General features: G+C 56.7%; 19 protein-coding genes. 6 read left to right on the top strand and 13 right to left on the bottom strand.

Annotation, left to right across the window (positions count from 1 at the left end):
• Nucleotides 1-116: 116 nt before the first annotated feature.
• Nucleotides 117-479, bottom strand: a complete 363-nt coding sequence (locus tag L463_RS07795; RefSeq protein ID WP_015570547.1) for a hypothetical protein — start codon at nucleotides 477-479, stop codon at nucleotides 117-119.
• Between the two features lie 243 nt (nucleotides 480-722).
• Here L463_RS07795 and L463_RS07800 point away from each other — a divergent pair, with 243 nt between their 5' ends.
• Nucleotides 723-956 carry a DUF2554 family protein gene (locus L463_RS07800; protein WP_015570548.1) on the top strand — a complete coding sequence of 78 codons (234 nt, stop codon included), beginning with the start codon at nucleotides 723-725 and terminating at the stop codon, nucleotides 954-956.
• Here L463_RS07800 and L463_RS07805 read toward each other — a convergent pair.
• Nucleotides 953-2,917: a peptidase U32 family protein gene (locus L463_RS07805; protein WP_032103028.1), complete on the bottom strand. Its 1,965-nt coding sequence runs from the start codon at nucleotides 2,915-2,917 to the stop codon at nucleotides 953-955. The two genes, L463_RS07800 and L463_RS07805, sit on opposite strands and share 4 nt — an antisense overlap.
• Before the next feature lie 80 nt (nucleotides 2,918-2,997).
• The gene (locus tag L463_RS07810; RefSeq protein WP_032103029.1) at nucleotides 2,998-3,525 is read right to left on the bottom strand and encodes a helix-turn-helix domain-containing protein; all 528 of its coding nucleotides are present in this window, start codon (nucleotides 3,523-3,525) and stop codon (nucleotides 2,998-3,000) included.
• A 92-nt stretch (nucleotides 3,526-3,617) separates the two neighbouring features.
• On the opposite strand from L463_RS07810, the gene L463_RS07815 reads away from it, so the two are divergent.
• Nucleotides 3,618-4,784: a benzoate/H(+) symporter BenE family transporter gene (locus L463_RS07815; protein WP_032103030.1), complete on the top strand. Its 1,167-nt coding sequence runs from the start codon at nucleotides 3,618-3,620 to the stop codon at nucleotides 4,782-4,784.
• Here the strand turns inward: L463_RS07815 and L463_RS07820 are convergent.
• The gene (locus tag L463_RS07820) at nucleotides 4,764-5,636 is read right to left on the bottom strand and encodes a helix-turn-helix domain-containing protein (protein ID WP_006810606.1); all 873 of its coding nucleotides are present in this window, start codon (nucleotides 5,634-5,636) and stop codon (nucleotides 4,764-4,766) included. The genes L463_RS07815 and L463_RS07820 overlap by 21 nt on opposite strands.
• Nucleotides 5,637-5,810: 174 nt before the next feature.
• On the opposite strand from L463_RS07820, the gene L463_RS07825 reads away from it, so the two are divergent.
• On the top strand, nucleotides 5,811-6,707 hold the full coding sequence (locus tag L463_RS07825) for a DMT family transporter (RefSeq protein ID WP_032103031.1): 897 nt from the start codon (nucleotides 5,811-5,813) through the stop codon (nucleotides 6,705-6,707).
• Nucleotides 6,708-6,740: 33 nt separating this feature from the next.
• Here L463_RS07825 and L463_RS07830 read toward each other — a convergent pair whose 3' ends face one another.
• On the bottom strand, nucleotides 6,741-7,415 hold the full coding sequence (locus tag L463_RS07830; RefSeq protein WP_015570552.1) for a DUF3313 domain-containing protein: 675 nt from the start codon (nucleotides 7,413-7,415) through the stop codon (nucleotides 6,741-6,743).
• 134 nt (nucleotides 7,416-7,549) lie between these two features.
• Nucleotides 7,550-9,145, bottom strand: a complete 1,596-nt coding sequence (locus L463_RS07835; RefSeq protein WP_017693443.1) for an ABC transporter substrate-binding protein — start codon at nucleotides 9,143-9,145, stop codon at nucleotides 7,550-7,552.
• 111 nt (nucleotides 9,146-9,256) lie between these two features.
• Here L463_RS07835 and pepT point away from each other — a divergent pair, with 111 nt between their 5' ends.
• Nucleotides 9,257-10,486, top strand: coding sequence for a peptidase T (gene pepT / locus L463_RS07840; protein WP_032673216.1), 1,230 nt, complete (start codon nucleotides 9,257-9,259; stop codon nucleotides 10,484-10,486).
• Here pepT and tehB read toward each other — a convergent pair.
• The gene (tehB, locus tag L463_RS07845; RefSeq protein WP_032104100.1) at nucleotides 10,483-11,076 is read right to left on the bottom strand and encodes a tellurite resistance methyltransferase TehB; all 594 of its coding nucleotides are present in this window, start codon (nucleotides 11,074-11,076) and stop codon (nucleotides 10,483-10,485) included. The genes pepT and tehB overlap by 4 nt on opposite strands.
• The gene (tehA, locus tag L463_RS07850) at nucleotides 11,076-12,071 is read right to left on the bottom strand and encodes a dicarboxylate transporter/tellurite-resistance protein TehA (RefSeq protein ID WP_023296595.1); all 996 of its coding nucleotides are present in this window, start codon (nucleotides 12,069-12,071) and stop codon (nucleotides 11,076-11,078) included. Before tehA ends, tehB begins: the two co-directional genes overlap by 1 nt.
• A gap of 121 nt (nucleotides 12,072-12,192) precedes the next feature.
• Here tehA and ydcK point away from each other — a divergent pair, with 121 nt between their 5' ends.
• Nucleotides 12,193-13,173, top strand: a complete 981-nt coding sequence (gene ydcK / locus L463_RS07855; RefSeq protein ID WP_032104101.1) for a YdcK family protein — start codon at nucleotides 12,193-12,195, stop codon at nucleotides 13,171-13,173.
• Here the strand turns inward: ydcK and rimL are convergent.
• The 4 genes from rimL to L463_RS07875 form a co-directional block, all read right to left on the bottom strand.
• The gene (rimL, locus tag L463_RS07860) at nucleotides 13,168-13,707 is read right to left on the bottom strand and encodes a 50S ribosomal protein L7/L12-serine acetyltransferase (RefSeq protein ID WP_017384000.1); all 540 of its coding nucleotides are present in this window, start codon (nucleotides 13,705-13,707) and stop codon (nucleotides 13,168-13,170) included. The two genes, ydcK and rimL, sit on opposite strands and share 6 nt — an antisense overlap.
• Before the next feature lie 95 nt (nucleotides 13,708-13,802).
• Nucleotides 13,803-15,458, bottom strand: a complete 1,656-nt coding sequence (locus L463_RS07865; RefSeq protein WP_017384001.1) for a glucan biosynthesis protein D — start codon at nucleotides 15,456-15,458, stop codon at nucleotides 13,803-13,805.
• 230 nt (nucleotides 15,459-15,688) lie between these two features.
• On the bottom strand, nucleotides 15,689-16,462 hold the full coding sequence (locus L463_RS07870) for an ABC transporter substrate-binding protein (RefSeq protein ID WP_003857237.1): 774 nt from the start codon (nucleotides 16,460-16,462) through the stop codon (nucleotides 15,689-15,691).
• A 10-nt stretch (nucleotides 16,463-16,472) separates the two neighbouring features.
• The gene (locus L463_RS07875) at nucleotides 16,473-17,642 is read right to left on the bottom strand and encodes a pyridoxal phosphate-dependent aminotransferase (protein ID WP_017384002.1); all 1,170 of its coding nucleotides are present in this window, start codon (nucleotides 17,640-17,642) and stop codon (nucleotides 16,473-16,475) included.
• A gap of 113 nt (nucleotides 17,643-17,755) precedes the next feature.
• Here L463_RS07875 and L463_RS07880 point away from each other — a divergent pair, with 113 nt between their 5' ends.
• Entirely contained in the window at nucleotides 17,756-18,598 is an 843-nt protein-coding gene (locus tag L463_RS07880; protein ID WP_015570561.1) for a LysR family transcriptional regulator, read from the top strand.
• Here the strand turns inward: L463_RS07880 and L463_RS07885 are convergent.
• A complete protein-coding gene (locus L463_RS07885; RefSeq protein WP_032104102.1) occupies nucleotides 18,585-20,090 on the bottom strand; it encodes a carboxylesterase/lipase family protein in 1,506 nt (501 codons plus the stop codon). The two genes, L463_RS07880 and L463_RS07885, sit on opposite strands and share 14 nt — an antisense overlap.
• Nucleotides 20,091-20,101: the final 11 nt, after the last annotated feature.

Genomic DNA, 20,101 nt, shown 5'->3' with positions numbered 1-20,101 from the left:
TAAATGCTTGCATGGATAGATTTGTATTTTGGTATCTACGCTCCGGTATTCCATACCGGGATGTGGATCATCTGCAATCTACCACTGTGAGCCTCAACGAAGCATAAACGAATCGATTAACCCGCTTTGGTATTAATTTGCAGATAACGCATCAGCCCCTGCTCTGCACTCTGGCGGGCATCATCATTAATCGCTTCGAGATAAAACGCACGAGAGACCCCATACGGCGCCTGCTCGGATGGATAAACGGCGAACTGGAAGGTTTTGCCCCTCGCCTTATTGGTACAGCCCAGCTCCCAGCGATCTTCACTTACCTGGGTGCTATTACATTCGACACGGCCGTAATCGCTGGTTAAATACGATCCGACACGGCTTTTTGCTGACTGAATATATTCTGGTTCTTCATTTGAATAGATGCTGGCCGCAGCACCCACCGCAACCACTACGCCCAGAAGTGATAGCACGATTATTTTTTTCATTTATTCGATCCAATCCTTAGCCAGAAAAATCTTATTGTAAATGATTTCCCAATAAATCTAGCTTCTCTTTGCATACCAGAAATGGGAGTTTACAACGGCGATATTGCTTTTAAGAATAGTCTTAAGTGAGTTTTATTGCGACCACAATTTTTGACAGTCTATTTTCTCAAATTTAAACAGTCGAATAATTACTCTATGAAATTATCCCTACGATGACCGTAGCGTATTTTCAGGGGATAAAGGATGTTCAGAAAAGAATTTTCGCTACTGCTGGTGATTAGCGCCCTGTTCTCAGGGCAGATTATGGCGGAGCACAAAGGGCATGAATTTGTGTATGTGAAAAACGCCGACCATCAGCTTCGTCATGAAGCTGACAGCGACGAGTTACGCAGCGCGGCTGAGGAGTCTGCGGAGGGGTTGCGCGAGCACCATGCCTGGCAGAAATCGCGCAAACCGGATACCCACTCTGCGGGTTAGCTGCCTTTACGCTTCGGCAGGGTCTTCATCAAATCGTCAGGGCTGACGGAGGCCACAATGCTTCCCGGCGGCGGCATTTTGAAGATGTGATTCTTCATCTTGCCGATAACGTGCATTTCACACGGACGGCAGTCAAACTTCAGCGTCAGCACTTCATCGCCATTCACCAGCTGCATCGGCGTCGCTTTCCAGCTTTTAATATTGCCTTTCGCCTGTTTCGGACAAAGGTTAAAGGCAAACCGCAGGCAGTGTTTGGTGATCATCACCGGCACATCGCCCTTCTCTTCATGCGCTTCATACGCGGCGTCAATCAGCTGCACGCCGTGACGATGGTAAAACGCACGCGCTTTGTGGTTGTAAACGTTCGCGAGGAACGAGAGATGCGTGTCCGGGTAGACCGGCGCAGGCACCGTTTCGGCCTTACGGCTGCCGCGCGGATAGTTTGCCAGCCGTGCTTCATCCAGCATCTCTGCCGTTTCACGGCGGAACTGGTTCAGCAGGCTGTTCGGCACGAACAGCGCGTCCGGCAGATTCACCTCAATATTGCGCGCGTAATAAATGGTCTGCCCCAGCTTCGCCACGCCATCCTTGAGGTTGCTAAGCGCTTTCTCCGCATTGTTCGCCACCTCGAACAGGCCGTCGAGCGTATGCGTCACGCTGATACCGTCTTCGCAGGTCATGGTCAGGATCAGCTGCTCTTCCCAGCCCCCCAGCGCGATATCCACCGCAATGCGGCGCTCGCTGGAGGTCTTGAGCAAGGCCTGCTGCCAGTTGTGATCCAGGTTACGGTTAAGCGCCGCATTAGGACGGACTTTGTAGAGATCGGCAGGCATTTCGTTCGGCCAGACGCGATAGCGATTTTCGCCGGTTTTCTCCACCGTATTGGCACGGAAACCCACCACTTCACGTTTGATCATCACGTTGAGACCATCGCCATTCGCCAGCGGCTCTGTAACCTGAACGTCAAGATGATCTTTCGCCACTTTCAGCACTTCACCCACCGGCAGGCCGATAAACTTCGGTGAATCGAACGCGCCAATATCCCCTTTACGGGCATTCACGAAATAGTCCGTGCTGCCGCGGTGGAAGGTCTTGTCCGTCGACGGAATAAAGAAATGCTCTGTACGACCGGCGGACGCGCGCGCCAGGTCACCGCGATCGTCGATGATGGCATCCAGCATCTGACGATAATGGGCGGTGATATTTTTCACGTAGCTCATGTCCTTGTAGCGCCCTTCAATTTTGAAGGAGCGTACACCGGCATCAATCAGCGCGCCGAGGTTGGCCGTCTGATCGTTATCTTTCATCGACAGCAGGTGCTTTTCGAATGCCACCAGGCGGCCCTGATCGTCTTTCAGGGTATACGGCAGACGGCAGGCCTGAGAGCAGTCGCCCCGGTTCGCGCTGCGCCCCGTCTGGGCGTGAGAGATATTACACTGCCCGGAATAGGCCACACACAGCGCACCGTGGATAAAGAATTCAATGGTCGCGTCGGTCGCCTGGTGGATATCGCGGATCTGGTTCAGGTTCAGCTCGCGCGCCAGCACAATCTGCGTAAACCCGACGTCCGAAAGAAACTTCGCCTTCTCAACGGTGCGGATATCGCACTGGGTGCTGGCGTGCAGCTCAATCGGCGGGATATCCAGTTCCAGAACGCCCATATCCTGAACGATCAGGGCGTCAACGCCGGTCTGGTAGAGATCGGTAATCAGACGCTGCGCGGGCTCAAGCTCATCATCATGAAGAATGGTGTTCAGGGTCACGAACACCTTCGCCCCGAAACGGTGGGCGAACGGGACCAGCTCGGCAATGTCGCGCAGGCTGTTGCTGGCGTTATGACGGGCGCCGAAGCCAGGGCCGCCAATGTAGACGGCATCCGCCCCGTGAAGAATAGCTTCACGGGCAATGGCGGCGTCGCGGGCCGGGCTTAGCAGTTCAAGATGATGGGAGTGCAGGCGCATACTTCGTCGTTATCCGTTATGGTCAAAATGGCGGCTATTGTAGTCAGAAGTCTGTGCCAGTGAAACCGTTTTGCGACGCTTTAGCGGGGATAATGGATCAGAGAGTGAAAATGCACAGTCCGGGCGCTGCTGTTGCGGTATGCGTGCGGTTTGTCGCCGGCAAAACGCACGCCGGAATCAGCGTATAGCGTGCGCCAGACACCGTCGATCTGCATGTCCAGCTCACCGCTTATCACCACCACGTGTTCGATCACCCCGGCTTCGTGCGGCGTGGACTCACTCAGCGCGCCGGGCGACAGGGTGATGGAGAAATGGTCGAACTTAAGCTGTTCATCCCAGGGGAAAAGCGGTTTCACCACCATCGCCTGCTGCTGCGGATCGAACACCGCCTGCGATTCGCTCTCTGGAGTGATAAACGCCGAAAAAGGTACGTTCAGCCCGGTGGCGATTTTCCACAAGGTAGAGACCGTCGGGCTGGACTCATTGCGTTCGATTTGCCCAAGCATCGCTTTCGACACGCCCGTCTCTTCCGCCAGTTTCGACAGGCTCCAGCCCCGCGCCTGACGCAGCGCTTTCAGTGTGGTTGCCAGGTGTTGAGTGATATCCATAGTTCCTCCCGTTGCGGCAAAGCATACCACTTGTACGCTATAGCGCACAGTGATACCTTATCCCGGACGTTATAACGCACAACGGAGTTTCCATGCGATCGACTGCCTCTCTCTTTCCTGCCGTGCTGGCCGGTTTTGTTGCCGTTCTGGTGGGCTATGCCAGCTCTGCCGCCATTATCTGGCAGGCGGCTGCGGCGGCTGGCGCCAGTACACAGCAAATTGCCGGATGGATGACCGCGCTGGGGCTCGGGATGGGGATCAGCACGCTGGCATTGTCGTGGTGGTATAAAGCCCCGGTGCTGACCGCCTGGTCGACGCCCGGCGCGGCGCTGCTCGCCACCAGCCTGCAAGGCGTGACGCTGGCGGAAACCATCGGGGTATTTATATTCGCGAATGCGCTGATTCTGCTGTGCGGCGTCACCGGCCTGTTTGCCCGGTTGATGAAACTGATCCCGCACTCGCTTGCCGCCGCTATGCTGGCGGGCGTGCTGTTACAGTTTGGCCTGAAGGCATTCAGCAATCTTGAGGGACACATTTTTCTTTGCGGCAGTATGCTGGCCGCCTGGCTGGTAGCCAAAGCCGTCGCGCCCCGGTACGCCATTGTCGCCACGCTGCTGGTGGGTGTCCTCGTGGCCTGGGCCGGAGGTGACGTTGTCACGAACAGGATGACGTTATCGGTCATCATGCCGGAATTCATTGCCCCTGCATTCACCATCACCAGCCTGCTCAGCATCGGCTTACCCTTCTTCCTGGTGACCATGGCGTCGCAGAATGCGCCCGGCTTCGCCACCATGCAGGCATCGGGCTATCCGCTGGCGGTCTCACCGCTGATCGTTGCCACCGGCGGGCTGGCACTGCTGTTATCCCCCTTCGGCGTTTATTCTATATGCATCGCCGCCATCACTGCCGCCATCTGCCAGAGCCCGGACGCCCATCCGGATGCCAGTAAACGCTGGCTGGCCGCGGCGGCGGCTGGCGGGTTTTATCTGCTGGCGGGGGTGTTCGGCGGGTCGATTTCCGGGCTGATGGCCGCCCTGCCGCTGAGCGGCATCCAGACGCTGGCCGGGCTGGCCCTGCTCGGCACTATCAGCGGGAGTTTGTATCAGGCACTGAACCATGGAGCAGAACGCGACGCGGCGATCGTTACCTTCCTGATGACCGCCAGCGGCGTCACGCTCCTGGGAATTGGCTCCGCCTTCTGGGGGCTGGTGCTGGGTGGGATCTGTTACGCCGTCTTCTCACGCCTTCGCCGCGCGTAGCTGTGACGGCGTGATGCCGGTCATGCTGCGAAAACGGTTACTGAAATGGCTGGCGGAGTTAAATCCACAGGCCAGCGCGATGTCGGTGAGCGGCGTGGTCGTGTGCTGCACCAGCGCTTTGGCCTTCTCCATGCGGCGCTGCATGACATACTGATGCGGCGCCAGCCCCATCGACTGGCGGAACATCCGCGCGAAGTGATACTCACTGAGTGCGGCCTGGCCCGCCAGTTCCGCCAGCGTTAAGGGTTGCGCCAGGTTTTCCTCGATAAAGGCCAGCACGTTGCGCAGCACAAACGGCGATAACCCGCCGGTCACCACCGGCAGCTTCCATTGTACGCTGGAATAGTGCTGGACCAAATGCGTCAGCAATAAGGTCGACGCGGTGCTCAGGGTGAGCTGATTGGCGTTTTGCTGCCAGTCGCAGCCGAGCAAAAACTGGCGATAAAGGGCGGTGATTTTCGGATCGCTGCCGAAGATTTTTTCCTCAAGCGTCAGCGATAGCGGTCGTTTATCCCAGATTTTCTCCCCCACATCCCGCAGGTGTTCATCGGTGCAGTAAAGGTGCACGAACGACAGGTCGTCACGAATATCCCATGTGGATTCGCTCTCTTCCGGCATCAGACAAAAACGGTCCGGCCCGCCGCCATTTTTCCAGCCACCCGGCGTTTTTTGATAGCTTTCATAACCATCCGCCACGTACAGGCTAAGGGTGTGATGGTTGCTTTTCACGGTGATCGTGTCGTGCTTGTTGTACCACGCCGCCAGTTGAATGCCAGTATTGAGCGCGACGGTTTCCCGCAGCACTGCATTTTGTTGGCGTAACGTTTCAAAGGTGTCGTAAACGAGAGACATGGCCGTAAACAGGTGATTAATCAGACTGTCAGTCTAAGAAGTGTTGCAGCCTGTTACCAGCCATCGCGCGAGAAAAAAGCGCAAGAATTTGCAAGTCTGACGCAAGACGATGAAAGCCGGGCCCCCCTTCTTTCGCCACACTGTTGTTTTTCGCGGTATGAGAAGAGAGAAACCATGAACGCATTACTCTATGGGCTGGTCGTTGTGATCTGGGGCACGACCTGGATCGCCATTTTTTTGCAACAGGGGCCGGTTGCAGCGCCGGTCTCCATTTTCTGGCGCTTCGCCGTGGCCAGCGCCACGATGATGATCGTCCTGGTCGCCCTTCGCCGCCTGCGCAGGCTGGCGCTGCGGGATCATCTCTATTGCATGCTTCAGGGCTGCTGCGTTTTCTGTTTCAACTTCTGGTGCTTTTATACCGCTGCCGCCCATATCAATACCGGCCTTGAGTCGGTGATTTTCTCGATGGCCGTGCTGTATAACGCCATCAACAGCTTTATCTTCTTCGGCCAGCGCCCACCCGCACGCTTCTGGACGGCGGCAGCGCTGGGGCTTATCGGGATCATTACCCTGTTCTGGAACGATCTGCTCGCCAGTGGCTGGAGCGCGTCGTTGCTCGCGGGCATCGGGCTTTCCGCCCTCGGCACCTACGGCTTCTCGCTGGGGAATATGATCAGCATGCGTCATCAGCGAAACGGGCTGGAAACTATGACCACCAACGCCTGGGCGATGCTGTACGGCACCGTCGTGATGGGCCTTATCGCGCTCTTCAGGGGCGATAGCTTTATGCCGGAATGGACGGTGAGCTATATGGGGGCGCTGCTCTATCTTGCGCTGTTTGGCTCGGTGATTGCCTTCGGCGCCTACTTTACGCTGGTAGGCCGCATTGGTCCCGGTAAAGCCGCGTACAGCACCCTGCTGTTCCCGCTGGTGGCGCTGTCGATTTCAACGGTGTACGAGGGTTACGTGTGGCATCTCAATGGGATCGTCGGCCTGCTGTTGATACTGGGCGGGAATATGGTGATGTTTACGAAGCCGGAAACCTGGTTCCGCCGCCTGCGGACGGCATAAAAAAACGGCCTGCGAAAATGCAGGCCGTTTTTATTATTTTGTTGTCTGATGGACATCAAACATGGTGGCATCCGTCGCCATGTCATCCACAACCTGCTTCAGGGTGCCGAAGCCCATTGGCGTATTCTCGTTCGCCAGCTCTTTCCCTTCACCCTTACGAACAACCTTAATCACTGGTTTGTTCGTGGCCGCATCGATTAACTCACCTTCGAAGAACAGATGCGTATCCATGGTACGATGGCCCGTTGCCATCTGCGTCCCCGCAACCAGCAGCGCCACAGGCACCACTTCATAGAACTGCAAACCTTCTTTGTCTGAGCTCACACCCGTGATGGCGCCGCGGAAGATCAGGCTATGTTTGCCCGGCGTCGTCACAATCGGCTTACGCTGGCCAATCGCGGTTTTCAGTTTGGTATTGGTATAATTCAACAGCTCATCAAGCGTTTTTTGCCCAAGCTGAGTGGTCGGTTTTGGCGTCGGATAATAGGTTATCGGCGTCCAGATAATGCTGTCGTAATTCGCCTCATTATAGGACGGGTCAACCCAACGCAGGGTTGGCTTCCCGGTTGCAGATTTCATCTCCTGCAAGCCGGAGTAATCTTTTAAAAAGCCTGAATATTGATCGGGGGCTGCGACTTTTGACGCACAGCCGGAAAGGGCCAACAGACCAGAAAGCACTGCAACTTTAAAAAAAGTGTGAGTACGCATGATGGTATTCCATGTTATCTGCAAGTATGCACTTGAAGTTATAACAAAAAACCGGGCGATGTGTTGTGGCAAAAAATGACGAAGACAGCACAAATAGCGAAAAAACTGCCCGACCGAAACCGGGCAGTGAAAAATTACTCCTTAAGGTCCACTTGCCAGAACAGGTGCTTGCCGAAGGGATCGATTTCATAGCCCGTGACCTCTTTACGGACTGGCTCAAAAATCGTCGAGTGGGCAATCATTACCGCCGGCATTTGATCGTGCATCATCTGCTGCGCCTGCTTGTACAGCGCCACGCGTTTTTCGCGATCGGTTATCGATTTAGCTTCGGCAATCAGGTTATCAAACGGCTTATAGCACCATTTGGCCGAGTTCGACCCGCCGTTGGCGGACGTACAGGTAAACAGCGGGCCGAAGAAGTTATCCGGATCGCCCGTCGCCGTTGTCCAGCCCATCAGTGCGGCCTGATGCTCCCCGCCCTTCACGCGCTTCAGGTATTCGCCCCATTCGTAGGTCACGATTTTGGTCTGCACGCCCACTTTCGCCCAGTCCGCCTGGATCATCTCCGCCATACGCTTCGCGTTCGGGTTATACGGCCGCTGCACGGGCATGGCCCACAGATCGATGCTTACGCCGTTGGCAAATCCCGCCTCCTTTAGCAGCGCTTTCGCTTTTTCTGGATCGTAATCGTAGTCTTTCAGCTCGCTGTCGGCACTCCAGACGCCAGGCGGCAGCAGGTTTTTCGCCGCCGTGCCGGTGCCGTGGAACACCGCCTCAATGATGGCGGGTTTGTTAATCGCCATCGCCAGCGCCTGGCGCACTTTTACGTTATCCAGCGGTGGCTTTTGCGTGTTAAACGCCAGGAAACCGGTATTCAGACCGGCCTTGCTCATCAGGTTGATGTCTTTGTTAGCCTTCATACGCGGCAGGTCCGCCGGGTTCGGGAACGGCATCACCTGGCACTCATTCTTCTCGACTTTGGCAAAACGCACCGAGGCGTCCGGCGTGATGGTGAACACCAGACGATCCAGCTTCGATTTTCCCTGCCAGTAGTCAGGGAAAGCGGTAAAGAGGATGCGGGAATCCTTCTGATATTGCGCCAGCTTAAACGGCCCGGTGCCAATCGGCTGCATATCGACCTTTTCTGGCGTGCCCGCTTTCAGCATGGCATCGGCATACTCCGCCGACAGAATGGAGGCAAAGTACCACGCCAGATCAGCGACAAACGGCGCTTCCGGATGCGCCAGGGTGAAGCGCACGGTGCGATCGTCAACTTTATCAATGGCGGTAATCAGGCTGCCGAACTCCAGACTTTCGAAGTTGGAATAACTGCCGTTGGAGACGTTATGGTAGGGATGATTCACATCCTTCTGGCGCATAAACGAGAAAATCACGTCGTCCGCGTTGAAGTCGCGCGTCGGCGTGAACAGCTTATTACTGTGGAATTTCACCCCTTTGCGCAGGTGGAAGGTGTAGATCTTGCCATCCTCGCTTACCTCCCAGCTTTCCGCCAGGCTCGGCACCAGTTCGGTAGTGCCCGGTTTGAAATCGACCAGACGGTTATAAACCGGTACGGCGCTGGCGTCCACGCTGGTCCCCGACGTATAGAGCTGAGGATTGAAATTTTCCGGCGATCCTTCGGAGCAATACACCAGCGTTTTTGCCGCGACGGTGGAACTGACCGTCAGCGCAGCAAGCGCCAGCGTTATCATTGTGAATGTGCTTTTCATCATTTATTCCTGTCTTTTTAATTCGACGGCTAATTACTTCTTTTGCCATTTCATAAATAACATTAAAGTGATGGCGCAAACACATGAAAAATAAATACAGAAGGAAACACTATGGGCTCAGAACTCTCCAGACAATTAACCCAACGCTTTTTCCGCTATCTCGCCATCACCAGCCAGAGCGACCCGAAAGTCAAAACCCTGCCCTCCACCCCGGGTCAGCACGACATGGCGCGGGAGCTGGCGAAGGAGCTGAAAACGCTGGGGTTAGATGATATTGTGATAGATGAGTTCGCCACCGTTACCGCCGTGAAAAAAGGCAATGTTCCCGGCGCGCCGCGGATTGGTTTTATTACCCATATCGACACCGTCGACGTCGGTTTATCCCCGGATATTCATCCACAAATATTAACGTTTACGGGGAATGATCTCTGCCTGAATAAAGAGAAAGATATTTGGCTGCGCGTAAATGAGCACCCGGAAATTCTGGCTTATCCTGCTGAGGAGATTATTTTCAGCGACGGAACCAGCGTATTAGGCGCAGATAATAAAGCGGCCGTCACCGTGGTCATGACGGTGCTGGAAAACCTCACCGCTGAACATAAGCATGGCGATATTGTGGTGGCGTTTGTGCCCGATGAAGAGATTGGCCTGTGTGGCGCGAAAGCGCTGGATTTGAAGCGCTTTGACGTCGATTTTGCCTGGACCATCGACTGCTGCGAGCTGGGGGAGATTGTTTACGAGAACTTTAACGCGGCGGCGGCTGAAATTCGCTTTACCGGCGTCACGGCTCACCCGATGTCCGCCAAAGGGGTGCTGGTCAATCCGCTGCTGATGGCAACGGATTTCATCAGCCATTTCGATCGCCGGCAAACCCCGGAATGCACCGAGGGGCGCGAAGGTTATATCTGGTTTAACGGCATCCAGGCCGGGCAGAACGAAGCGATACTGAAAGCCAATATTCGTGATTTTGACAAAGATGGTTTCGCCGCCCGCAAGCAGCACATTGCCGATGTGGCGGCGCAAATAGCCGCGCAGCATCCCACGGCAAACGTGGAATACCGCATTGAGGATACCTACAGCAATATCAGCAATGCGATTGGCGAAGACCGCCGCGCGATCGACCTGATGTTCGAGGCGATGGAATCGCTCGGCATCACCCCAAAACCGATCCCCATGCGCGGTGGCACGGATGGAGCGGCCCTGTCAGCCAAAGGCCTGCTCACCCCGAACTTCTTCACCGGCGCCCATAACTTCCACTCGAAGTTTGAGTTTTTACCGCTGTCGTCGTTCGAGGCCTCCTGTCGCACTGCCCTGCAACTCTGTCTGCTGGCCGCGCGTTAAGCGGGCTTGCGTGCGAGCATGGTGGCGAAGCGCAACTTGATACGGTTCCCGTTGGCATCGGTACGGTGGAGTTCCCCCACCTCTTCGTTGTATTTGATCAGCTCCCAGCCTTCATAGTAGTTGCTCAGTTCACCGGTTTTGAAGGCAAACGGGAAGCCGACGGTGCACGGATAATCCTCCGTATCCATGGCGGCAACGATCAGGTTATAGCCGCCTGGTTTAGTGCAACGCTGCATATTGGCGATAAGGCCAGGGATGGTATTCGCTTCGAGGAACATCAACACGACGGTGGAAAGAATAAAATCATATTCGCCGTCAAAGGTCAGGTTGTTCAGATCCTTAATCGCCGTTTGCAGATTCGCGATCCCTTCCGCCGCCTTAATGCGCTCTATGTTATCGATGCTCATCGGGTTTTTATCCCACGCCGTCACGTCATAGCCGTTGGCAGCGAGGTAGAGGCTGTTGCGGCCATTTCCGCAACCGAGATCGAGCGTTTTACCCGGCTTAACAATGTCCGCGCTGAGCAGCACCTCTGAGTGCGTGCGGGTCAGCCCATATTTCTCAGTAAAGTAGTTTTCATCGACAGTCATTATTTTTCCTCAGATTGCATAAGCAGTGCCTTATCAGCGCGCACCAGAAGTTTGCCCTGCATCAGCAAGATAAAAGTACGGACCAGCAGCATCGCGATGATGACGTTGGTGAAAATAAACAGGGGAACCGCGAGGGCATGAAAGAACCCTGACGGACTGCTCTGCCCCAGATGTAAACCGGTGGTCGCCAGCGCCGACACCCCGAACGAGAAGCTCCAGAACGACGCGTTGAACGGCTGCGACAGATACCACGGCATCAGACGCAGCATAAACAGGAGTTGCAACAGGCCATAGCCGAATAGCATTTTGGCGAAGGTGTCCGCTTCGCCGCCGTTGACGCTAAACCAGGCGCTACAGGCCACCAGGGCAGGCGCAAGCTGGATACCGAGCGAGGTACGAAGGGCAGCGGGCAGTTCGCCCGCGCTGCGCAGGCGTTGCAAAATGACCGGCTCCAGGCTCAGCCAGGAAAAGACCCCGGCACCAAGGAACACCAGCCCCGCGTCGTGGAAGCCTAGCGCACCGCAGGCCATCGCGCTGATAAAATTGTTCGCTACCGTCGGCAGATACAGTCCCGGCGTCGTGGCTTCTTCCGGATGCTTGCCGCGCCACAGCCCGGCGCTTTGCCAGGCGGCATACGCAAGCTGGATCACCACGCCCACGCTAAACAACCCCAGCGCCAGCGGGCGATACCACGGCACAAAGCCGATGGCCACCAGCAGCGTTGTGGCAGGAAACAGGCTGACAAAACTGCTCATTACCGGATGCCGCATCTCGGCCAGCACGCTATGTGGAAACCGTACCGCACGGGTAAGAAACGCCACGCTCAGAAGGAACCAGATCCCCACCGCCAGCGCCACCAGGATCTCGCCCGGCCAGCGCGTCACCGGCCAGATGGTGCCGGCGTAACGCCAGGCGAACCCCATGCCTATGGTCCCGAGGACCATACCGAAATACCCGGCGGGCAAGTTAAGAACGCGTTGGTTTTGGTTATGCATTTTTTTTAAACTTTAAAATGTATTTTAAATGCCATTTTAAGGGGTTTCCTGAGCGGACGCCAGCACTTCGAAAAACCAAAACTTTGCTACGTTTATTGAAAGGCTTTTCAGGGATAACACGATGACAAAATATCGGCTTAGCAATGAAACGCGTCTCTGGCGCTGGCAGGACGGATCAACGCCGTGCACAACGCCTCTCAGACAAATTATTGCCGTGAAGGATTTTAACGATGTGACCAGCGGGACTAAAGGCGGTTGGGTTGAGGATGAACACGCGCTCGCCCAGGATGGGGATTGCTGGGTTTACGATGAAAACAGCGTGGTGTTTGCCGGGGCCAGGATATCCGGTAACGCCCGCCTCACCCAACCCTGCATCGTAAGCCACCGCGCACACGTTGGCGGCAACGGCTGGCTTGACGCGGCAGAGGTGAGTCACGGGGCGGTAATAAGTGACAACGTCACCATTCAGCACTCCACCGTACGCGGGGAATGCCGTATCGCGGGTGACGCGCGGGTGCTGCATAACAGCCTGGTAATTGCAGCCAAAGGGCTGACACCCGACCGTGAGCAGATCCTGCAAATTTATGACCGAGCCACGGTCAGCCAGTCGCGTATTGTGCATCAGGCGCAAATCTACGGCGATGCCATGGTGACCTGGGCCTTTGTTGAGCACCGCGCCGAGGTGTTCGATCGCGCCATTATTGAGGGCAACGGGCTGAATAACGTCTGGGTGTGCGACTGCGCCAAAGTGTACGGCAACGCCCGTCTGCTGGCCGGTCTGGAGGATGATGCCATCCCGACCGTGCGGTACAGTTCACAGGTCGCGGAAAACGCCCTCGTCGAAGGCAACTGCGTCATTAAACACCACGTATTAATAGGCGGCGAGGCGTGGTTACGCGGCGGGCCGATCCTGATTGATGACAAAGTGGTCATTCAGGGGCGGGCGCGTATCAGCGGCGATGTCCTGATTGAGCATCAGGTGGAAATAACGGACGATGCGGTTATCGAGGCGCTGGAGGGTGAAAGCATTCACGTCCGGGGAGCCAAAGTGATCAACGGCGACACGCGGATCACCCGGACGCCGCTGCTGGGGGCGCTATAGCGGGAAGATTCTGGCGTACAGGTTCACGTCATCGTAGCGACCGTTGAGCATTTCCGCTTCCCGCAAACAACCTTCCAGCGTGAAACCGTTGCGCTGCGCCACCCGGTTACTGCTCTGGTTATCCACGCGACACTTGATCACAAAACGGCGGATCTCACCGCGCTCAACGTAATAGCGCATAAACGCCTGGAGCGCCTGAGAAAGAATACCCTGCCCCTGATGCGCTTCGTCAAGCCAGTAGCCGATATACCCGGCCTTATTCGCAGGCTCGATCGCGTTGAAGGAGAGCACGCCTATCAGCTCGTCATTCATAAAAATCAGGAACATTTTGGCGTAACCGCGCTGGTGCAACATCTGGTTGCTCTGCACGTTGCGGCGCGTGTCCTCTTCGCTGCCGACATGCTGCGCCCAGTCAAAGGCGGTTTGCAGCCAGGTTTTGTTTTTGATTACGAGGTTATGCAGATCGGTGGTATAGCGCTCTTCGACGGCGCGAAGCTCGATTTCCTGGTTAACGGGGATGATTTCTGAAGACATGGTGCCTCTTAATTGCCGGGTGGCGCTAACGCTTACCCGGCCTACAAATGCGTCCGGAGCAGGCCGGGTCGCCACCCGGCACAAACCCATAAGGACTAGCGCATGATCCGGTCGTCAACGTAGTTACGTTTGTCCGGCGCGGGCGGGAAGTACTGGTAAAGCCAGGTCTCGCTGATGGCATCGCCCTGACAGCGCAGGAACAGACGCATATCCACCGGCTCGGTGGAGTCAGAGGTTGGATACCAGTCAAACAGAATGCGATATCCGTCGAACGGCTCGACGTAGAGGATCTCCACCTGCTTCGCTTCACCGCTGGACAGGGTGATCACCGGCTCAATGCCCTTCGGTGCGGCGGCCTTCAGATCGCCCCCGACGAAATCAATGGCAAAGCGACGGGCCCACACTTTCGGGTAATTTTCACCCGGCGCCCAGCCCTCCGGGAAGCCTCCCATACCGGTACGGGTGGCGTAGACGTTTGCCAGCGGGGAACGCACCGGCGGCTGCGCGCTCCAGTAGAGACGGTATTTGAAGTCCAGCTCATCACCCGCCTGCACCGGTTTCTCTGGCTGCCAGAAGCAGACCACGTTATCGAGCGTCTCGCCGGTTGTCGGGATCTCCATCAGGGCAATGGAACCTTTCCCCCAGTTGTTGCGCGGCTCGACCCACAGGCTTGGTCGCTTGTTATACCAGCCCATGACGTCCTGGTAATGAGAGAAGTCACGGTCAAGCTGCAACAAACCAAAACCCTTCGGGTTTTTATCCAGGTAGGCGTTAAATTGCAGCTTTTGCGGGTTGTTCAGCGGCCGGCAGATCCACTCCCCGTTACCGCGCCACATCGCCAGGCGGTCTGAATCGTGGATCTGCGGATGAATGGTGTCGCACATGCGGCGTTCGTTGTTGCCGCAGCTAAACATGCTGGTCATTGGCGAGATGCCGAGCTGCTTGATGTCTTTGCGCGCATAGAGATGGTTTTCGACGTCCATGATCACCTGGCTCTTCTCACAGTGGATCACAAACTTATAGGCACCGGTAATGCTCGGGCTGTCCAGCAGCGCATAGACGGTAAAGGTGGTATCACCCGGCTTCACGGTTTCAAACCAGAAGGAGGTGAAATCCGGGAACTCTTCCGGGGTGTCGGTAAAGGTATCCACCGCCAGACCACGCGCAGAGAGGCCGTACTGGTAGGTATCATCCACCGCGCGGAAGTAGCTCGCGCCCAGGAACGAAACGATATCGCGTCGCGCCAGCTCCGGCGCTTTAAAGACGCGGAATCCGGCGAAGCCGAGGTCGCTCTGCCCTTCAAGCTGGCGGGTATCCACGCCCGTATCGCCGTAGCTGAACAGCTCAGGCCGGAAGTGGATCTCACGCGCCTGAGAGGTGGTTTGATCCAGCGAGAACATGCGCACGCGGCGGCGGAACCCCATCCCCATATGGAAGAACTGGGCGTCCAGCTGACGGCCTTCAATGTTATTCCACAACGACTGCTTCTCATCGTAACGGATGGCGTTGTACGCCTGCGGCGTCATGGTGGCCAGCGTTTCCGGCAGCGGACGCGGCGCACCGCCCCACGCGGTTTTCGCCAGATCGTGCGCCATGGATTGCAGAACAGAGAAGTCAAAGCGACGGCTCTGACCGTCGGCAATGTCGGAGTCAGCAGCATACGCCGCCTGGGAAAACAGAGAAGCAAGGCCAGAAGTGCCGCTCAGGGCAGCCATTGCCAGGGAACCTTTGAGAAAACGTCTGCGATTCATGCCTGAGAAAACGTCCTTATGGTCGTGTGAATGAGTTTCGCGCGCAGCGAAATGACGGCAAGAAAGAACGCACAGCCTAAACAAAAACGGTTAAGAATCCAATTGTTGGCGGGTGATTATCTGAACAAACCGAGAAATATTTTCTGTCGACCAGAACGGCCTGAAAAAGGGGTAAAGTTATATATAAAAGAGTCCCGGCTGGACATCAACAGCCGGGACCAACGAGGCGGTTATTTTACGCTGACATCGATACCCGGGAAGTACTTATCAGCCAGTTTAGCGATCGTGCCATCGGCACGTACTTTATCAATTGCGGCATCAAGCTGCTTTTTGGTGGCCTCATCCCCCTTACGCAGCCCAAAGCCGATCCCACTGCCGAGGATGGTGTCGTCCGACACCGGTTTGCCGATAAAGCCAAACCCTTTACCCTGCGGCTTACTGAGGAAACCTGCCTGCCCGGCCGCTGACATGACCAGCGAGGCATCGATGCGGCCATTCAGCAGATCTCCCCAGGCCATATTCTGATCTTTATAAGACACCACGGTGACACCGTGCTTTTCCCAGTGCTCTTTGGCGTAAGTTTCCTGAATTGAACCCTGAAGAACGCCGATGGTTTTGCCCTTCAGCCCTTCGGGGGTAGCCTCTACCGCAGAACCGGCTTTGCCCACCAGCTGGGAGGGAATGCGATAGATGGGCTGGGTGAAATCAATGCTTTTGCGACGCTGTTCGGTGATGTTCATCGCCGAGTTTATGGCGTCGAACTTTTTCGCCACCAGACCGGGGATCAACGCATCAAACGAGGTTTCAACCCAGCTGCACTTCAGCGCGGCGGCTTTACAGATGGCATTTCCCAGCTCTACGTCAAACCCTTCCAGCTCCCCTGACGCATTGCGGCTTTCAAACGGCGGATATTCCGCTTCCAGCCCGTATCGCAACTCGGTAGCGGCAAACGACGAGAATGAACACAACAGTCCCATGCCGACAACTAACGCGCGTAATTTCATCTCAAATTCCTTAACGTGGTGTAACCCGACAAAGGGCCTGGGCACCTGCCCGTAACGTCGCCTCATCTTTCGCAAAAGAGAGACGGATTAACTTATTGTCCGTGCCATCGGCATAAAACGCCGACAGCGGAATGGTGGCAACCCCGTACTCGACAATCAGCCTTTTCACCATCTCGCTGTCGCGCTCGTCGCTAAAGCCGCTGTAATCCGCCAGCAGGAAGAACGAACCGGCACTTGGTAGCAGCCTGAACGGTGAGTCGGCGAGCAAACTTTGCAGCAGATCGCGCTTGCGCTGATAAAACGCCGCCAGCGACAGCCAGGTTTGCGGATCGGTCATGTGTTCGGCAAACGCGTACTGCATCGGCGTATCGGCCGAGAACATTAAAAATTGATGGACTTTACATATCTCATCCATCAGCTCCGCGGGTGCCACACAATAACCCACGCGCCAGCCGGTGACGTGATAGGTTTTTCCGAAAGAAGAAATAATCACGCTGCGCTCCGCCAGCTGCGGGTGCGTCGCCATTCCGTGGTGCGGTTCGCCATCAAAAACGACGTGCTCGTACACTTCGTCAGACAAAATGATGATGTCGGTGTGGCGCGTCAGCGCTGCCAGCTGGTGCAGATCGGCGGCTGAAAACACCTGCCCGCTCGGGTTGTGCGGCGTATTGACGATGATCATCCGCGTGCGCGGGGTAATAGCCGCCCGTACTTCATCCCAGTTCACGGCAAAATCCGGTACCGTCAGCTTAATGGCGATCGGCGTCGCCCCTTGCAGACGCACAATCGGCGCATAGCTGTCAAAGGAGGGCTCGAAATAGATCACCTCATCCCCAGGATGAACCAGCCCGCTGATGGCTGAGTAAAGCCCTTCGCTGGCGCTGGCGGTCACCAGCACCTCACTCGCCGGGTCATAGCGTGTGCCATAGAGCGTGGCAATTTTGTCCGCAATGCGCTCCCTGAGCGGTTGCAGCCCGGTCATGGAGGCGTACTGGTTATGCCCTGCCTCCATGGCGCGGGTCACGCCGGTGATAAGTTTTGGGTCGCAGGAAAAATTCGGCGCACCCTGAGAAAGGTTGATGGCGTTATGCCGGGCTGAAAGCTGGCCGATAACGGTAAAAATGGTGGTTCCCACATCGGGCAATTTGGATCGTGTCTGCACCGGCGTTTTCAAAGTCATCCTCTGTCCCTTCTCGTGGTGAATGCATAACTATTCAAACAACAACTTCATTGCCGGGACAATCGAATTGTTGTCATAATAGCCATGACAAAAACGCATAGCTAAGGTGAGATATGTCGCGTCGATCATTTCCGCTCAATGCCGTAGAGACATTTATCGTGACCGCGCGTCACCTGAATCTAACCCATGCCGCCAGGGAGCTTTGTCTGACGCAGGGGGCGGTAAGCCGCAAAATCGCTTCGCTGGAAAGCTGGTTCGGCTTCCCGCTGTTCGAGCGCCATGCGCGCGGCCTGCGTCTCTCCTCTCAGGGAAGCGCCCTGCTGCCGGAGCTGCAATCTGCGTTTGAGCACCTGCTGAACGTTGCTGAACAGGCACGAACGCACCAGACCGTTATTCGTCTGAAAGCGCCTACCTGCGCGATGCGCTGGCTGGTGCCGCGGCTGCTACAGGTGGAGCGCGAACAGCCGGAACTCCAGATTGCGCTGACCACCACCACCGATCATAACGTCAATTTCAAAACCGAATCCTGTGACGCGGCGATTGTGTTTGGGACACACATGAGCGCCGGCGATCTGCTGTTCGAAGAGGCCTTAACCCCGGTGATGAGCCCGGTACGGGCCGGTTCTGCGCTGGAAACTCTCACCTTCCTTCACCCCACGCGGGACAAAACGGACTGGACGCTGTGGCTGGCGAAACAGCCGGGTCCGCCGCCAGCTATGCTCAAAAATCAACACTTCGAAACCATGGATCTGGCCATTACCGCCGCCATTCAGGGGCTGGGCATCGCCATCGCGGATGAAACGCTGGTGGAGGAGGACGTGCGCGCCGGACGCCTGATGCGGCCTTTTGACACAAGCATAAAGACGGGGGCGAGCTACCGGCTGGTATTACGCGACGCACCCGGCCCGGAAAACGGACTGGATGCGTTTCGCGCCTGTCTGCTCAGTCGAGGCTGACGTGGTGTTTCATCACCCGTTTGAAGAGGCTCATACGGGCACGCATGAAGCGGTTTTCAAGCCGAAAACCTGCATGTTTATTCATACCAATACGTAACAGCACGTCCCGCCCTTTCCGGCAGGCGGGCCAGCGCGTGGGCCCTGTCAGGCTATCGCGTGCCCCTGCATCCCGGGCGAAGCTCACCCAGTAGTCCGCCACCTGAGCGGCGAAGGCCAGATCGCGTTCATTTACATACTGCCGCGAGGGTTCCACCTGTCCAAGGGTATCGAACACGTAGGGCACTTCGTTGCCGTGCCAGGCGCCGTTGATGTACGTCGCGTGCTCCGCTTCGGCCACATAATCAAACCAGTATCGCCAGCACAGGCCGCCCGCCCGCTGCTGCGCCTGCATCACCACGTATCCCATGGTGGTGAAGGCCATGTCGCGGCATACCTGCCTGCCAAGTTCCTCATCGCCCTTCACGCCAGGATAAAGCAGCTTAATCAGCCCCAGGCCAAAGCGCCGCTCGCGGCGAAGCTTCTGGATCTGCCCGGCCAGATCGACCCCGAACACCGACATCACGCTGGCTTCGTCGCTGTTTGACCCAATCATCACCGGTACAGGATGCTGGCGGGCCGCGAAGAAAACGTCGAGCATGGCCTCAGGCAAAACGCAATCCCCCACGATGGGCGCAGGGGCGATATTCAGCGGCGAGGTCAGCGGCCAGAACGCCTCAGGCGGGATCGCGCGAAGCTGTTCCGCGGTGGCATTGTGCAGGCCGAAATGGGCGGCAATCGCTTCGCCTTTATGCATGGCCTGCCCGCGTGGGGTGTCGGGCAGCGTGTACCCGCTTTGCACAATGGCTTTATGGAACAGTCCTCGCGCAAGCGGAGAGGCCATCAGCGACAGCACGCTGCGCGCGCCGGCCGACTCGCCAAATACGGTGATGTTCTCAGGATCGCCGCCGAACGAGGCGATGTTATCGCGCACCCATTCCAGGGCCTGGATCTGATCGAGCAGCGCAAAGTTATGCACCACGCGCTCTTCTTCCCCCTCCAGCGCCGGATGGGCAAAAAAGCCGAGGTGTCCGAGACGGTAATTGATCGTCACCACCACCGTGCCGCGCTTCGCCAGCGCCCTGCCGTTATACGGAGGCAGCCCGCCAGCGCCGAGGGTAAATCCTCCGCCGTGCAGCCAGACCATCACCGGAAGCGGATCGGCGCGTGCGACTGGCGACCAGACGTTAAGGTACAGGCAGTCTTCAGAGAACTGGCCGGGATCGCCGCCGCCCAGCTCCTGACAGCTTTCGCTGCTCTGCCAGCTGGAGGCGGAGAACGCCGTCGCCGGACGTACGCCATCCCAGCGCGCGGGGGGACGCGGGGAGCGCCAGCGCCACTGGCCTACGGGCGGTGCCGCATAGGGAATGCCGCACCACACGTGAGTATCGCCTTCAGTAAAACCAATCAATGCGCCCTGGCGCGTTTCAACCACAGGGGCGGAGGGATTTTCCATACCAACCTTCT

Origin of the sequence: Enterobacter sp. BIDMC 27, assembly GCF_000534415.1 — a bacterium.
Taxonomy (GTDB): Bacteria; Pseudomonadota; Gammaproteobacteria; order Enterobacterales; family Enterobacteriaceae; genus Enterobacter; species Enterobacter hormaechei_C.
This window is presented reverse-complemented; position numbering and strand designations above follow the sequence as displayed.

Bases quoted from the DNA above. Each gene is read 5' to 3' on its own strand.
- L463_RS07820 (WP_006810606.1), bottom strand. From the start codon at position 5,636: ATGTCTCTCGTTTACGACACCTTTGAAACGTTACGCCAACAAAATGCA.
- L463_RS07875 (WP_017384002.1), bottom strand. From the start codon at position 17,642: ATGACTTTGAAAACGCCGGTGCAGACACGATCCAAATTGCCCGATGTG.
- L463_RS07805 (WP_032103028.1), bottom strand. From the start codon at position 2,917: ATGCGCCTGCACTCCCATCATCTTGAACTGCTAAGCCCGGCCCGCGAC.
- L463_RS07800 (WP_015570548.1), top strand. From the start codon at position 723: ATGTTCAGAAAAGAATTTTCGCTACTGCTGGTGATTAGCGCCCTGTTC.
- tehB (WP_032104100.1), bottom strand. From the start codon at position 11,076: ATGACTGTCGATGAAAACTACTTTACTGAGAAATATGGGCTGACCCGC.
- L463_RS07865 (WP_017384001.1), bottom strand. From the start codon at position 15,458: ATGAATCGCAGACGTTTTCTCAAAGGTTCCCTGGCAATGGCTGCCCTG.
- pepT (WP_032673216.1), top strand. From the start codon at position 9,257: ATGGGCTCAGAACTCTCCAGACAATTAACCCAACGCTTTTTCCGCTAT.
- L463_RS07830 (WP_015570552.1), bottom strand. From the start codon at position 7,415: ATGCGTACTCACACTTTTTTTAAAGTTGCAGTGCTTTCTGGTCTGTTG.
- rimL (WP_017384000.1), bottom strand. From the start codon at position 13,707: ATGTCTTCAGAAATCATCCCCGTTAACCAGGAAATCGAGCTTCGCGCC.
- L463_RS07815 (WP_032103030.1), top strand. From the start codon at position 3,618: ATGCGATCGACTGCCTCTCTCTTTCCTGCCGTGCTGGCCGGTTTTGTT.
- L463_RS07835 (WP_017693443.1), bottom strand. From the start codon at position 9,145: ATGAAAAGCACATTCACAATGATAACGCTGGCGCTTGCTGCGCTGACG.
- L463_RS07825 (WP_032103031.1), top strand. From the start codon at position 5,811: ATGAACGCATTACTCTATGGGCTGGTCGTTGTGATCTGGGGCACGACC.
- tehA (WP_023296595.1), bottom strand. From the start codon at position 12,071: ATGCATAACCAAAACCAACGCGTTCTTAACTTGCCCGCCGGGTATTTC.
- L463_RS07810 (WP_032103029.1), bottom strand. From the start codon at position 3,525: ATGGATATCACTCAACACCTGGCAACCACACTGAAAGCGCTGCGTCAG.
- L463_RS07885 (WP_032104102.1), bottom strand. From the start codon at position 20,090: ATGGAAAATCCCTCCGCCCCTGTGGTTGAAACGCGCCAGGGCGCATTG.
- L463_RS07870 (WP_003857237.1), bottom strand. From the start codon at position 16,462: ATGAAATTACGCGCGTTAGTTGTCGGCATGGGACTGTTGTGTTCATTC.
- L463_RS07795 (WP_015570547.1), bottom strand. From the start codon at position 479: ATGAAAAAAATAATCGTGCTATCACTTCTGGGCGTAGTGGTTGCGGTG.
- ydcK (WP_032104101.1), top strand. From the start codon at position 12,193: ATGACAAAATATCGGCTTAGCAATGAAACGCGTCTCTGGCGCTGGCAG.
- L463_RS07880 (WP_015570561.1), top strand. From the start codon at position 17,756: ATGTCGCGTCGATCATTTCCGCTCAATGCCGTAGAGACATTTATCGTG.